This window comes from Saccharopolyspora sp. SCSIO 74807 (assembly GCF_037023755.1).
In the GTDB taxonomy this organism is placed as follows: Bacteria; Actinomycetota; Actinomycetes; order Mycobacteriales; family Pseudonocardiaceae; genus Saccharopolyspora_C; species Saccharopolyspora_C galaxeae.
Map to the genome: position 1 here is coordinate 2,037,718 of NZ_CP146100.1, position 13,480 is coordinate 2,051,197.

Genomic DNA, 13,480 nt, shown 5'->3' on the forward strand with positions numbered 1-13,480 from the left:
GCGGATGCCCGCCCACGCGCGCGCGGACCAGCTCGGGCGCCGTGGTGCGTTCCCGATCTGCGATGGGCAGCCGATGACTTCCAGCACCGTCCGGATGCGGCCGCGCCGGGCCGCCGTGTTCTCGTTGCACACTTCGCCGCTGGAGCAGCCCGGCACCGGCGACGCGGGCGGGATGAACGTCTACATCGCCCAGACCGCGACCAGGCTGGCCGAGCAGGGCACCGAGGTGGAGATCTTCACCCGTGCGACCTCGTCGGAGATGCCGCCCGTCGCCGAGCTGGCTCCCGGCGTGACCGTGCGGCACGTGGTGGCCGGACCGTTCGAGGGGCTGGACAAGCACGAGCTCCCCGCCCAGTTATGCGCGTTCGCGGCAGGCGCGTTGCGGGCGGAAGCGCGCCACGAGCCCGGTTTCTACGACATCGTCCACTCGCACTACTGGCTGTCCGGACAGGTCGGCTGGCTGGCGCGGGAACGCTGGGGCGTCCCGCTGGTGCACACCGCGCACACCTTGGCGAAGGTCAAGAACGCCGCGCTGGCCGAAGGCGACACCCCGGAACCGCGGGTCCGCGTGGTCGGCGAGGAGCAGGTCGTGTCCGAAGCGGACCGGCTGGTCGCGAACACCGGTGTGGAGGCCGCCGATCTGGTGGAGCTCTACGGCGCGGAACCGGAAGCGGTGGCCACGATCCCGCCGGGAGTGGACCTGCGCCGGTTCACCCCGGGCGCTGCTGATGCGGCGCGGGCTCGGCTGGGGCTGCCCGCCGCGTCGCTGGTGTTCGCGTTCGTTGGCCGGATCCAGCCGTTGAAGGCGCCGGACGTGCTGCTGCGGGCGGCCGCGGAACTGCTCCGGCGGCGCCCCGAACTGCGCGCGGAACTGACCGTGCTGATCGTCGGCGGTCCGTCCGGCAGCGGGCTGGACCGGCCCGAGTCGCTGCACGAGCTGGCCGCGCAGCTCGGCATCACCGACGTGGTCCGGTTCCTGCCGCCGCAGCGCGGCGAGGCGCTGGCCGACGTCTACCGCGCCGCCGACGTTGTCGCGGTGCCCAGCTACAACGAATCGTTCGGCCTGGTGGCCCTGGAAGCGCAGGCGTGCGGGACGCCGGTGGTCGCCGCGGCCGTCGGCGGGCTCCCGGTCGCAGTGGCCGACGAGCGTTCCGGACTGCTCGTGCAGGGGCACCGCATCGAGCAGTGGGCGGACGCGCTGAGCTCGGTCGCCGATCCCGCGCACCGGCGGCGGCTGGCGGCGGGCACGGTCGAGCACGCGCAGCGGTTCTCCTGGGATCGCACCACGGAGGCGTTGCTGGACACTTATGCGCGAGCGAGGAGAACTTTCCACTCGCAGTTCAGCTTCCGGGAGGTGACGGCGTGACCGCCGACGCGACCATCAAGTCCGCACTCGATTCGAGCGAACTCGACTACCGGCACGAGTCCCCGGGCCGGTTCTTCGTGACCTTGCCCGGCACCAAGAAGTTGCAGACCAACTGCTGGCTGATCGTCGCCGAGCACGCGCTGGTGGTGGAGGCGTTCGTGTGCAGGCAGCCGGACGAGGCGCACGAGGACGTCTACCGCTACCTGCTGCGGCGCAACGCCAGGCTCTACGGCGTGCACTACACGATCGACAGCACCGGCGACATCTACTTGGTGGGGCGCGTCGGTTTGCACGCGGTGACCGCGGACGAGCTCGACCGGGTGCTGGGCCAGGTGCTGGAAGCCGCCGACGGCGACTTCAACACGCTGCTGGAGCTGGGTTTCCGCACCGCCATCCGGCGGGAGTGGGGCTGGCGGGAGTCGCGCGGCGAGTCGCTGGCGAACCTCCGGCCGTTCACCGAGCTGGTGCGGCGGGACGGGCCGCTGTGGCCCGCGGACGACGCGCAGGCGCCGGAGAGCCCGGTCGGCGAGGCGCGGTGATCGGCCCAGCTGCGTGCTCGGCCCGACTCCTGAGCGAGCGAAGCAGCTGCGGGATCGACACGACGGTGTGATCGGCCGAGCAGCGTGCTCGGCACAGCTGTGTGAGCAGCAGCGCCGCGCTCAGCAGAGCGGTGTGAGCGGCACGGCGGCTGGAATTCGTCCGCCTGCGAACTAGCGGACCGCGCGGGACGGCTCGGGAGAGAGGGGGAGTCGCGAGCTCGAACCGCCCCGCGTGGGGGTCCCGCCAGCGGGCCAAGTGGGCGGGGGGCACCCCAGGCCCGGCGGGGCGCGGATCGACGGGGGAGACGAACCGCGCTCGTTCGCTCTCGCGCGATCGGGGAGTGCGTGGGAGCCGATCAGCGAGAGCAGTGACAACTTCGCAGAGTCACGCACTGGCCACAAGGCCGACGCATTACTCCGTACGAGTGATATTCGACACGGGACGTAACGCAACGAAATCGCAGGCCGGAGATCCTGCACTGCAGAGTGATCGCCTGCTCGCACGTGTCACGGCGCCACGGTGAATCGATAACCGTAAGGTGACAAGAGCAACGAAATCCGCGAGCCGCCGCGGTCGCTCCGCGCACCCGAAGATCGTCACTCGAAACGGTGGCGCGCTGGCGCAACGTGATCAATTCGCGTCCACCGTGAAAGGCCGAGCGCCCGCCCCGAACGGCCCGGCACGCCCGCCGCGCGCCCTGGCATAACCTGAAGCCATGACTGTCGGGACTCTGGTACTGCTGCGGCACGGGGAAAGCACCTGGAACGCCGAGAACCTGTTCACGGGCTGGGTCGACGTCCCCCTGTCGGAGAAGGGCAAGGGCGAGGCGCAACGCGGCGGCGAGCTGCTCCGCGAGACCGGGGTGCTGCCCGATGTGCTGCACACCTCGCTGCTGCGCCGGGCGATCACCACCGCCAACATCGCGCTGGACACCGCCGAGCGGCACTGGATCCCGGTGCGCCGGGACTGGCGGCTCAACGAGCGGCACTACGGTGCGCTGCAGGGCAAGAACAAGAAGCAGACGATGGAGACCTACGGCGAGGAGCAGTTCATGCTCTGGCGCCGCTCCTACGACACACCGCCGCCGGAGATCGAGCCGACCGACGAGTACAGCCAGGAAGGCGACCCGCGCTACGCCGATCTCGGCGCGGAGATGCCGCGCACCGAGTGCCTCAAGGACGTGGTGGCGCGGCTGCTGCCCTACTGGGAGAGCGCGGTGGTGCCGGACCTGCGGGCCGGGCGGACGGTGCTGGTCGCCGCGCACGGCAACTCGCTGCGCGCGATGGTCAAGCACTTGGACGGGATCTCCGACTCGGACATCGCCGGGCTGAACATCCCGACCGGAATCCCGCTGCGCTACGACCTCGACGCCGACCTGGCGCCGACCAACCCGGGCGGTACCTACCTGGACCCCGATGCCGCCGCGTCGGCCGCCGCGGCCGTGGCCAAGCAGGGGCGCTGAACGAAGGGCCGCTGAACCGAGCAGGACCGCGCCGCCGCCGGGCAATGCGCCGGGTGGCGGCGCGGATACCTTCGGTAGCCGCGCAGCCGGTCACTCGAACAGGAGATGCGCGGGCGTTCCGGCTCCGCCGCGTCCACCCGCGTCGACGCGAGCCCGGTCCACGGCTGAACCGCCGCGCACCGGACGGTGAACCGCGGGTGAAGAACTCGCCGGTTCGTGTCACGGGCATCACGGATCGAGCTCGCGGGCTGGTCCACCCCCGCCGTCGCCTGCTTACGATGCTGACGTGACCGCATTGGGCTATACCGCCCTGATCATCGGCGTGCTTGCGATCGGTGTGGCGGCCGGCTTCCTGGCCGCGCGGGCGACGAGTCACCGCACCCCCAGGAGGCCGGCGGGGCCGACCGTCGCCGACTTGCTGCAGCGGCTGGTGCACGCCACCGACAACGGCATCGTCGTGCTGAACCGCTTCGGCGACGTCGTGCTGCACAACCCGCGCGCCGACGAACTCGGCTTCGTACGGGACAACCAGGCCGACGTCCGCGCGCGCACGGCCGCCGGGCAGGCGCTGGAATCCGGGGAACCGGTCGCGGTGGACCTCTCCCCGGTCAACCGCTCGCTGCGCGGGCGGGGGCCCGCGGCGGTGCACGGCGAGGTCCGCCCGCTCGGCGACGGATTCACCGTGATCGACGCGGGCGACGAGTCCGACGCGGTGCGGCTGGAGGCGACCCGCCGGGACTTCGTGGCCAACGTTTCGCACGAGCTGAAAACTCCCGTTGGCGCGCTCGCGCTGCTGGCGGAGGCGGTGCTGGACGCGGCCGACGACCCCGAAGAGGTGCGCCGCTTCTCCACCAAGATCCTGCACGAGTCGACCCGGCTGGGAACCCTGGTCTCCGAGCTGATCGCGCTGTCCCGGTTGCAGGGCGCGGAACGGCTGCCGGAGCTGACCACCGTCGAGGTCGACGCGGTGATCGAGGAAGCGCTCGGCCGCTCCCGGGTCGCCGCGGAGTCCGCGGGCATCGAGATCGCCGTGGACGAGCCGACCGGCCTGCTGCTGGACGGCGACAGCACGTTGCTGGTCACCGCGCTGAGCAACCTGATCGACAACGCGGTGTCGTACTCCCCGCACGGTTCGCCGGTCTCGATCAGCCGCCGGATGGCGGGCGAGTTCGTCGAGATCGCGGTGACCGACCGGGGCATCGGCATCGAACCGCAGCACCAGCAGCGCGTGTTCGAGCGCTTCTTCCGGGTCGACCCGGCTCGCTCGCGCGCAACCGGCGGCACCGGGCTGGGGCTGGCCATCGTCAAGCACGTGGCCGCCAACCACGGCGGCGAGGTGAAGCTGTGGAGCAGGCCCGGCACCGGCTCCACGTTCACGCTCCGCATTCCGCGGCACGGCGCCGGGCAGGAGGAGGCCGAACCCGGCGCAGCCGGTGAGCAGGAGCAACCCGCGGACGAGGACGAACAGGGGCACGACCGGCACGCAACGGCGGATCGGGACCGCGGTGCGGACCGGGCCGTGACCGACAGCGGGAGTACGACCGTCGAAACGGGAGGAGTCCGGTGACCAGGGTGCTGATCGTGGAGGACGAGGAGTCCTTCGCCGACCCACTGGCGTTCATGCTGCGCAAGGAGGGATTCACCGCGGCGGTCGCGCCGACCGGCCAGGAGGCGCTGGACGAGTTCGACCGCAACGGCGCGGACATCGTGCTGCTGGACCTGATGCTGCCCGGCATGAGCGGCACCGACGTGTGCAAGCAGTTGCGGCAGCGCTCCGCGGTGCCGGTGATCATGGTCACCGCCCGGGACAGCGAGATCGACAAGGTGGTCGGCCTGGAGCTCGGCGCCGACGACTACGTCACCAAGCCGTACTCGGCGCGGGAGCTGATCGCGCGGGTGCGCGCGGTGCTGCGCCGCGGCGGTGAGGCCGAGGAGCTGCTGCCGCAGGCCCTCGAGGCCGGGCCGGTGCGGATGGACGTGGAGCGGCACGTCGTCACGGTCGCGGGCGAGGAGATCAGCCTGCCGCTCAAGGAGTTCGACCTGCTGGAGTACCTGCTGCGCAACGTGGGCCGGGTGCTCACCCGCGGCCAGCTGATCGACCGGGTGTGGGGTGCGGACTACGTCGGCGACACCAAGACCCTCGACGTGCACGTCAAGCGACTGCGTTCCAAGTTGGAACCGGACCCTGCGGAACCGCAGTACCTGGTCACCGTGCGTGGCCTCGGTTACAAGTTCGAGGTGTGAGAACGGCGCTGCGCCGGGCTCGAACGGTTTTCCGCCCCCACCCGGACCGGCCGCCCGGTTGCGGCCGGTAACGTTGGCGGACATGCGCCTAGGGGTGCTCGACGTCGGATCAAACACCGTCCACCTGCTCGTGGTGGACGCCTTTCGTGGTGCGCATCCGACCCCGATGACTTCGGAGAAGACGGTGCTGCGGCTGGCCGAGCGGATCGGCCCGGAGCGCAGACTGGCCGCGGCCGACGCCGATGAGCTGGTGCGCACCGTCGCGGAAGCCGAAACCGCGGCGGTGCGGACCGGCTGCGAGGACCTGATGGGCTTCGCGACCTCTGCGATCCGGGAAGCCGAGAACTCCGCGGAAGTGCTGCAGCGGGTGCACGACGAGACGGGTGTCGAGTTGCAAGTGCTCAGCGGCGAGCAGGAAGCGCGGCTGACGTTCCTCGCCGTGCGCCGCTGGTTCGGCTGGTCGGCCGGGCGGTTGCTGCTGGCCGACATCGGTGGCGGTTCGCTGGAGATGGCGATCGGCATCGACGAGCTGCCGGACCTGGCCGCTTCGCTGCCGCTCGGGGCCGGACGCGTCAACCGCACCAGGCTGCCGCAGGATCCGCCGAGCCAGCAGCAGGTCGGTGAACTGCGCGAATGGCTGGACGAGCAGCTCGCGCCGACCGCCGAGGACTTCCGCGCGAACGGGCGTCCGGACCGCGCGGTGGCGACGTCCAAGACGTTCCGCTCGCTGGCCCGGCTGACCGGTGCCGCCCCGGCCTCGGCCGGTCCGCGGGCGCCGCGCAAGCTCACCGCCACCGGGTTGCAGCAGCTGCTGGCGTTCATCACCCGGATGTCCTCGGCGGACCTGGCCGCGCTGGACGGGGTGAGCAGCGCCCGCGCGCACCAGCTGGTCAGCGGTGCGCTGGTCGCCGAGGCGGTGCTGCGCGCACTGCAGGTCGAAGAGCTCGACATCTGCCCGTGGGCGCTGCGTGAAGGGATCATCCTCCGGCGGCTGGACCACGCCAACGGAGAGGACCACACTGCGATGCGCACCATTGCACCGGTCGGGTCGACACCCGCGGCGCAGGCACACGCTGATCGGGGAACTGGACGGCAAGCCCAGCAAACGGCACGGTGGGATCGATGAGTCGGGACAGCGGGTCGGAGCACCCGAGCCAGCGCACCGTCGCGGAGCTGCTCGCCGAGTACGGCGGTGGCTCGCAGCGCAGCGCCCACCGGCGCCGCAGGCGTGCCGAGGACCCGAGCGAAACGGCTCCGCAGGCGATCATCGACCGGGTGCTCTCGGACAGCGGGCAGATGCGGGCCATTCAGGAAGAGGTCCGGGAGCCCGGTGCCGATTCCGCGAGCGGGGCGCAGCAGCCGCCGGTTCCGCAGCCGCCCGCCGGTCCGCCGAACCCGCCGCAGGCAGGTGGTCCGGCCCCGAACGCCCAACCTCCGAATGCGCAGCCGCCGAGCGCCCAGGCTCCGACCGCGCAGCCGCCCGCCGGGAATCCGGCGAACGCGCAGCCACCGGCGCCGCAGGCCCCGCCCGCAGGCCCGCCGCCCGCGCAGCCACCTCCCGCCCAGAATCCGGCCGCCCAGAGTCCGGCCGCCCAGAGTCCGGCCGCCCAGAGTCCGGCCGCACCGAATCCGGCTGCCCAGAACCCAGCGCCCCCGCAAGCACCGCCGCCCACCGGGCAGTTCGGCCCGTCCACCGGTCCGCAACGCGCCGCGCCGCAGCCGGGTCAAGCTCCGCCCGGCAGCGCCATGCCGCCGGAAGCCCACCAGGCCGAGGAAGAAGGCCCGGCAGTGGGCGAGAGCGGCGTGAGCTTCTGGGCCCGCCGGTTCGCCGCAGCCGGTTCGCCGCCGCGCAACGCGCCCGCCGACGCCGGTGACGGGGCGGGCCCGGACGGGCCCTCGACGGTCCAGCACCCACCGCTGGGCACCGGCTCGCAGGTCCCGCCGGTGCAGAACCCGTCGAACATGGCGGCGCCTCCGGTCGAAGGTGCCACCGAACAGCTGCCCCGGGTGCAGGCGGAAGCCAGGAGCGCGGGCGACGGCACCGCGATGATGGCCTATCCCGGCGTCGGCGAGGACGCGCCTGCGGACGACCCCTACGACTATCCCTACGAGGACTACGACTACGAGGGATACCGCCAGGACGACTACGCGCGCGGCGACTACGACGACTACCCGGCCGGTGGTGCCGACTACGACGCTTACGACGCCGACGACTACGACGCGGCGCTGCCCGCCGGGATGGACGCCGACGACTACCGCGCCGACTACGACGCGGACGACGAGGAGCCGCACCAGACCACCGGCAAGGAGTGGGCGGTGCTGGCGCTGCAGGGCGGCGCCGGGCTGGTCGCGGGCGGCGTGGTCTGGGTGGCGTTCCGCTGGCTGTGGACCTCCATCCCGATCGCCGCGCTGGTCGCGGCGCTGGCGATCACCGGTGCGCTGGTGTTCATCGCCCGGAAGTTCTTGCGCACCGACGACCTGCAGACGATCCTGCTCGCGGTGCTGGTCGGCCTGATCTGCACCGTGTCGCCCGCCGCGCTGCTGCTGATCAGCCAGTGAGCCCGGTCGCGCCGCGCATGCCCGGCTCCGGCGGGCTTGCCCGGGGAAGGCGGGGCGGCACCGGGCGGCGGGTGAGCGCGACGGTAGGGCAGGAGATGGCACCGCAAGCACAGCCGGCTCCGCTCGACCAAGCGCGTCCGGAGATCCCGGTGGGCCTGTCCAGCGCCTCGGTGTGGCCGCAGCCCGCGCGGGCTGCTTTCGAGATGGCCGCCGACCTGGGCTTCGACGGGGTCGAGGTGATGGTGTGGGCGGACGCGGTCAGCCAGGACGTCGACGCGCTGCACCGGCTGGCGCAGGAGCACGGGGTGCCGATCCTCGCGGTGCACGCGCCGTGCCTGCTGATCACGCAGCGGGTGTGGTCGCCGGAACCGGAGGAGCGGCTGCGCCGGGCGGTGGCGGCCGCGAGTGATCTCGGTGCCTCGACGGTCGTGGTGCATCCCCCGTTCCGCTGGCAGCGCCGCTACGCCGACGGCTTCGGCGAGCTGGTCGGCGAGCTGGAGGAGACCAGCGGCATCCGGGTCGCGGTGGAGAACATGTTCCCGATCCGCCCGCCGAACCGGCTGAACCGGTTGCGCGGCGGCCGGTCCTCGGGGCTGTCGGCGTTCACGCCCTCCCCGGACCCGACCGACGTCGGCTACCGCAGCTACACGCTGGACATCTCGCACGCCGCGGCGGCGCACGCGGACGTGCTGGAGCTGTACAAGCGGATGCAGGACCGGCTGGCGCACGTGCACCTGGCGGACGGCACCGGCGCTCCGCGTGATGAACATCTCGTCCCCGGCCACGGCGGCCAGCCGTGCGCGCAGGTCTGCGAGGCGCTGGCCGCGGACGGGTATCCCGGCTCGGTGGTGCTGGAGGTCAACACCCGCAAGGCGCGCACACCGCAGGAACGGGCTGCGCAGCTCGCGGAGGCGCTGGTGTTCTGCCGACTGCACCTGCAGGCGCCGGGCGCGCCTCGACAGGATGCTCCGCACACCGGGTAGTGATCAACTTCCTCGCGGGTTCGTAGAATCGTGCTCATGAATAATCTGCGCGTCTCGCCCGGAAACGGGCCGCGCCGGCACTTCGCAGGCCACGCGTGAACGCCACCCCCTTCTTCGACACCCTCGCCATCCGACCGCTCGGCAACGGCACGTTCGCCGCCGATCTGCACCCCGACTGGGCGGTGGGCGAACGTCCGCACGGCGGCTACTTGCTGGCCCTGCTGAGCCGGGCAGCCGTCGGCGGCGGTTCGCTGCAACCGCTCTCGGTCAGCGCGCAATACCTGCGCCCGCCGAAGGTGGGCCCGGTGCTGCTGCGCACCGAACGGCTCAAGGCAGGGCGGACCGTGACCGCGGTGCGCTCGGTGCTGGAGCAGAGCGGACAGACCTGCGTGGACGCCATGATCACGCTCGGCGAGCTGCCGGACGAGGAACCGGCGTACTCGGACCTGCCGGAGATGCCGGTGAATCCGCCGCAGGACGCGGTCGACCTCGCCAACCCGGACACCCGCGCCGCGCCGGGCCTCACCCGCACCTGCGACATGCGGATCGATCCGCGCAGTGCCGGTTTCCTGCGCGGCAGCACCTCGGATCCGCTGCGGCTGCGGCTGTGGGCGCGACCGCACGCCGGGCAGCCGGACGTGCTGTTCGGCCTGGTCGCCGGCGACCTGACGATGCCCGTGACGTTCAACCTGGGCAGGTTCGGCTGGTCGCCGACGGTGCAGCTCACGGCGCTGCTGCGGGCGCGCCCGGCGAACGGCTGGCTGCGGCTGGTGGTGGAGTCGAAGGCGGTGCACGGTGCCTGGTTCGACGAGGACACGCTGGTGATCGACTCCACCGGCAAACTGGTGTGCCAGGCGAGGCAACTCGCGCTGAGCCCGTTGCGCGCGCCGGACTGATCGACGTCGGCGTCGTGCCGCGGTACCGGGGTTAGGCTGGCGGTCCGCCACCGTCGAACCGAGGGAGATCACCGTGCCCACCGTGCGCATCCACCCGCTGCAGCAGGAGTACCGGCACTCCGGCGGCGGGCAGTACTGCAAGCTCTGCGGTGCGCAGGAACAGTGGACCGCGGCGGCGCAGCCGACCGTGCAGGGCGCCGCCTACGACCGGTCGCTGCACCTGACGCATCTGGCGCGGGAGCACCTGGAGGACTTGCAGGGCACGTTCTCCGGAGCGGAGCGTAAGAAGGAGAAGTCGATCGACTCCGCGGAGTCCGATGCCGCGGACGAGTCCGAGCAGACCGAGGAGTGACCCGCGCCGACCGCGGCCTCGCAAGGCCGAAGCCGCGGTCGGCACCGGATCACCGGCACGGTTGGACCGAGGGCGCGACGGCCCTCCGGCGATCGCCGATCAGGGGTCCTAGGCGTGCTTGATGTCCAAGCCGCCTTCGGCGTGCTGCTTGCGCAGCTGCTTCTTGTCGTACTTGCCGACGCTGGTCTTCGGCGCCTCCGCCAGGAACGCCCAGTGGTCCGGAACCTGCCACTTGGCGATCCGCCCGGTCAGGAACTCCCGCAGCTCGGCGGCGTCGGCCTGCTGGCCGTCGAGCAGCACCACGGCGGCCAGCGGCCGCTCGTCCCACTTCTCGTCCGGCACGCCCACGACCATCGCCTCGGCCACGGCGGGGTGCGCGACGATCTGGTTCTCCAGCTCCACCGAGGAGATCCACTCGCCACCGGACTTGATCACGTCCTTGGCCCTGTCGGTCAGCCGCAGGAAGCCGTCCGGGGACAGCGTGCCGACGTCGCCGGTGCGCAACCAGCCGTCGTCGAACTTGTCCGGGTCGTCGTCGCGGTAGTAGGACGAGGCGACCCACGGGCCGCGCACCTCCAGCTCACCGACGCTCTTGCCGTCCCACGGCTGCTCGGTGCCGCCCTCGCCGATCAGCCGCGCCTCGACGGCCGACGACAGCCGGCCCTGCGACTCCCGGTAGGGCCATTGCGCCTCGCCGGTCGCGGCCGCGGGCGGGCGCGCGACGCTGCCCAGCGGCGAGGTCTCGGTCATGCCCCACGCGTGCAGCACCGGCACGCCGTAGCGCTCCTGGAAGGTCCGCATCAGCGATGGCGGGCACGCCGAGCCGCCCACCACGACTTCCCGCAGCGCGGAGATGTCCTGCGGATCGGCGTCGAGGTGCTGCAGCACGCCCTGCCAGATCGTCGGCACCGCGGCCGCCATCGTCGGGTGCAGCGTGCTGAGCATCCGCACCAGTGGCTCGGGCTGCAGGAACCGGTCCGGCATCACCAGCGAGGCGCCGACCATCAACGCGGCGTAGGGCAGGCCCCAGGACATGGCGTGGAACATCGGCACCACGGCCAGCCCGCGGTCGGACTGCCCCAGGCCCATCCCGTCCGACATGCACACCTGCATCGAGTGCAGCCAGATCGAGCGGTGCGAGTAGACGACGCCCTTCGGGCTGCCGGTGGTGCCGGAGGTGTAGCACATCGCGGCGGCGGCGTGTTCGTCCACTTCGGGCCAGTCGAAGGTGTCCGGGTGGCCGCGCAGCAGCTGGTCGTAGTCGTGCACCTGAACGCCCGCGGGCGCTTCCAGGGCCGACGCGTCGCCGTTGGCGACGATCACGTGCCGGACGGTGCTCAGCGTCGGCAGGATCTTCCCGAACAGCGGCAGCAGGCTGCCGTCCACGACGACCACGTGGTCCTCGGCGTGGTCGGCGATGTAGGTGATCTGCTCCGGGAACAGCCGGATGTTCAGCGTGTGCAGCACGGCGCCCATCGACGGCACCGCCAGGTAGGTCTCCAGGTGCTCGGCGTTGTTCCACATGAACGTGGCGACCCGCTGGTCACCGGTCACGCCGAGCTCCCGCAGCGCGTGCGCCAGCTGAGCCACCCGCCTGCCGACCTCGGCGTAGCTGCGCCGCCGCGGCTCCGCGCCGGTCCAGGTCACGACCTCGGAGGAGCCGTGCGGGCCGGTGCCTTGCGCCAGGATCCTGGCGATCGACAGCGGGCCGTCGTGCATGGTGCTCAGCATCGGATTCGGACCTCCTCGTCCGGCACGCTTCTGGGTGCGGACACACTAACCGCGCACCCGCCGCCTGGGGGAGGGTCTACTCCAGGTGTTCTGGCACCCTGTGCCGCATGAAGACCATTGCCGTGCTCGGAGCGGGCAAGATCGGCGAGTCGCTGCTCGCGGGGCTCCTGGACGCCGGGCGCGCCCCGGCCGAGCTGATGTTCACCGAGCGCTACTCGCAGCGGGCCGCCGAACTCACCGGGAAGTACGGCATCGAGCACGTCGACGTGCCCACCGCGGCGAACCGCGCGGACGTGCTGGTGGTGGCGGTCAAGCCGCAGGACATCGACCCGCTGCTGGACGAGGTTGCCCCCTTGCTGGGACCGGACAAGCTGCTGGTGTCGATGTGCGCGGGCCTGCCCGCCAAGCTCTTCGAGCGGCGGCTTGCCGAGGGCACGCCGGTCATCCGGGTCATGCCGAACACTCCGATGCTGGTGGGCGAGGCGATGAGCGCGATCTCCGGCGGCGCGCACGCCACCGACGAGCACCTGGAACTGGCGGAGGAACTGCTCGGCAGCGTCGGCCGCGTGGTTCGCGTGCCGGAGCAGCAGCAGGACGCGGTGACCGCGCTGTCCGGCTCCGGGCCCGCCTACTTCTTCTACCTGGTCGAGGCCATGACGGACGCGGGAGTCCTGCTCGGCGTCCCGCGCGGCACCGCCAAGGACCTGGTGGTGCAGGCCGCGATGGGCGCGGCAACGATGCTGCGCGACGGACCGGAGAACCATCCGGCGCTCCTGCGCGAAGCGGTGACGTCCCCGGCGGGCACGACCGCCGCGGGCATCCGCGAACTCGACAAGCACGGGGTGCGCGCCGCGCTCACCGACGCCGTCGAGGCCGCCAGGGACCGATCGGCGGAACTGGGCCGCGCGCACGACTGAGCGCCCGGTTCCCCGCCGCTGACGGGCGCAAACTCCTGAAACCGGGTCGTTCGTGCATCGCAGCCATCCCAGCCGTCCCGCTACTCTCGACAGGGCACGCCCGTGCAGTGTCCGCCGGAGGGGAAGCCGGCGGAGCGTGGTGTGCGAAGGGCTCGGTGAAGCATGTCCGCGAACTCGGAACCCAGCCAGCAAGCGCCCCCGCAGGCCGGTCAGGTGCAGTTCCTCACCGTGGCCGAGGTGGCCAGGATGATGCGGGTGTCCAAGATGACCGTGTACCGGCTGGTGCACGCAGGTGAGCTCCCCGCCGCGCGAGTGGGCCGTTCCTTCCGCGTGGCGGAGAGCGACGTGCACCACTACCTGGAGCACGCCTACTACAACGCGGGTTGAGGAGCGGTTTTTCGCTCCGCAGCAACGGATTCGCTGTTCGAGC

At 71.9% G+C, this 13,480-nt stretch carries 13 protein-coding genes; 12 read left to right on the plus strand and 1 reads right to left on the minus strand.

The annotated features are described in order from the left end of the window. Positions 1–73 precede the first annotated feature (73 nt). The 10 genes from mshA to V1457_RS09240 all read left to right on the plus strand — a co-directional run bounded on the left by mshA (position 74) and on the right by V1457_RS09240 (position 10,402). Complete coding sequence (mshA, locus tag V1457_RS09195) at positions 74–1,366, plus strand: D-inositol-3-phosphate glycosyltransferase (RefSeq protein WP_200069364.1); 1,293 nt, start codon at positions 74–76, stop codon at positions 1,364–1,366. Next, the gene (locus V1457_RS09200) at positions 1,363–1,905 is read left to right on the plus strand and encodes a YbjN domain-containing protein (protein ID WP_200068900.1); all 543 of its coding nucleotides are present in this window, start codon (positions 1,363–1,365) and stop codon (positions 1,903–1,905) included. Before mshA ends, V1457_RS09200 begins: the two co-directional genes overlap by 4 nt. Before the next feature lie 716 nt (positions 1,906–2,621). Continuing rightward, positions 2,622–3,368 (plus strand): phosphoglyceromutase, encoded by a 747-nt coding sequence (locus V1457_RS09205; protein WP_200068901.1) that lies wholly within the window; start codon positions 2,622–2,624, stop codon positions 3,366–3,368. A gap of 286 nt (positions 3,369–3,654) precedes the next feature. Beyond that, entirely contained in the window at positions 3,655–4,935 is a 1,281-nt protein-coding gene (locus V1457_RS09210) for an ATP-binding protein (protein WP_338602453.1), read from the plus strand. Then, the gene (locus V1457_RS09215; protein WP_200068903.1) at positions 4,932–5,612 is read left to right on the plus strand and encodes a response regulator transcription factor; all 681 of its coding nucleotides are present in this window, start codon (positions 4,932–4,934) and stop codon (positions 5,610–5,612) included. The genes V1457_RS09210 and V1457_RS09215 overlap by 4 nt, the downstream gene beginning before the upstream one ends. Before the next feature lie 82 nt (positions 5,613–5,694). Then, complete coding sequence (locus tag V1457_RS09220; protein ID WP_295142550.1) at positions 5,695–6,738, plus strand: Ppx/GppA phosphatase family protein; 1,044 nt, start codon at positions 5,695–5,697, stop codon at positions 6,736–6,738. Then, a complete protein-coding gene (locus V1457_RS09225) occupies positions 6,735–8,171 on the plus strand; it encodes a hypothetical protein (RefSeq protein ID WP_338602458.1) in 1,437 nt (478 codons plus the stop codon). The genes V1457_RS09220 and V1457_RS09225 overlap by 4 nt, the downstream gene beginning before the upstream one ends. Positions 8,172–8,266: 95 nt before the next feature. Further along, positions 8,267–9,154: a sugar phosphate isomerase/epimerase gene (locus V1457_RS09230; protein ID WP_200068906.1), complete on the plus strand. Its 888-nt coding sequence runs from the start codon at positions 8,267–8,269 to the stop codon at positions 9,152–9,154. A gap of 95 nt (positions 9,155–9,249) precedes the next feature. Next, positions 9,250–10,050, plus strand: coding sequence for a thioesterase family protein (locus V1457_RS09235; RefSeq protein ID WP_338602461.1), 801 nt, complete (start codon positions 9,250–9,252; stop codon positions 10,048–10,050). A gap of 73 nt (positions 10,051–10,123) precedes the next feature. After that, on the plus strand, positions 10,124–10,402 hold the full coding sequence (locus V1457_RS09240) for a hypothetical protein (protein WP_338602464.1): 279 nt from the start codon (positions 10,124–10,126) through the stop codon (positions 10,400–10,402). Positions 10,403–10,510: 108 nt separating this feature from the next. On the opposite strand, the gene V1457_RS09245 is transcribed toward V1457_RS09240, so the two are convergent. After that, positions 10,511–12,133, minus strand: a complete 1,623-nt coding sequence (locus V1457_RS09245; protein WP_338602467.1) for a long-chain fatty acid--CoA ligase — start codon at positions 12,131–12,133, stop codon at positions 10,511–10,513. 107 nt (positions 12,134–12,240) lie between these two features. Between V1457_RS09245 and proC the strand changes: the two genes are divergently transcribed. Next, positions 12,241–13,050 carry a pyrroline-5-carboxylate reductase gene (proC, locus tag V1457_RS09250; protein WP_338602470.1) on the plus strand — a complete coding sequence of 270 codons (810 nt, stop codon included), beginning with the start codon at positions 12,241–12,243 and terminating at the stop codon, positions 13,048–13,050. Between the two features lie 162 nt (positions 13,051–13,212). Beyond that, positions 13,213–13,437 carry a helix-turn-helix domain-containing protein gene (locus V1457_RS09255; protein WP_200068910.1) on the plus strand — a complete coding sequence of 75 codons (225 nt, stop codon included), beginning with the start codon at positions 13,213–13,215 and terminating at the stop codon, positions 13,435–13,437. Positions 13,438–13,480 lie beyond the last annotated feature (43 nt).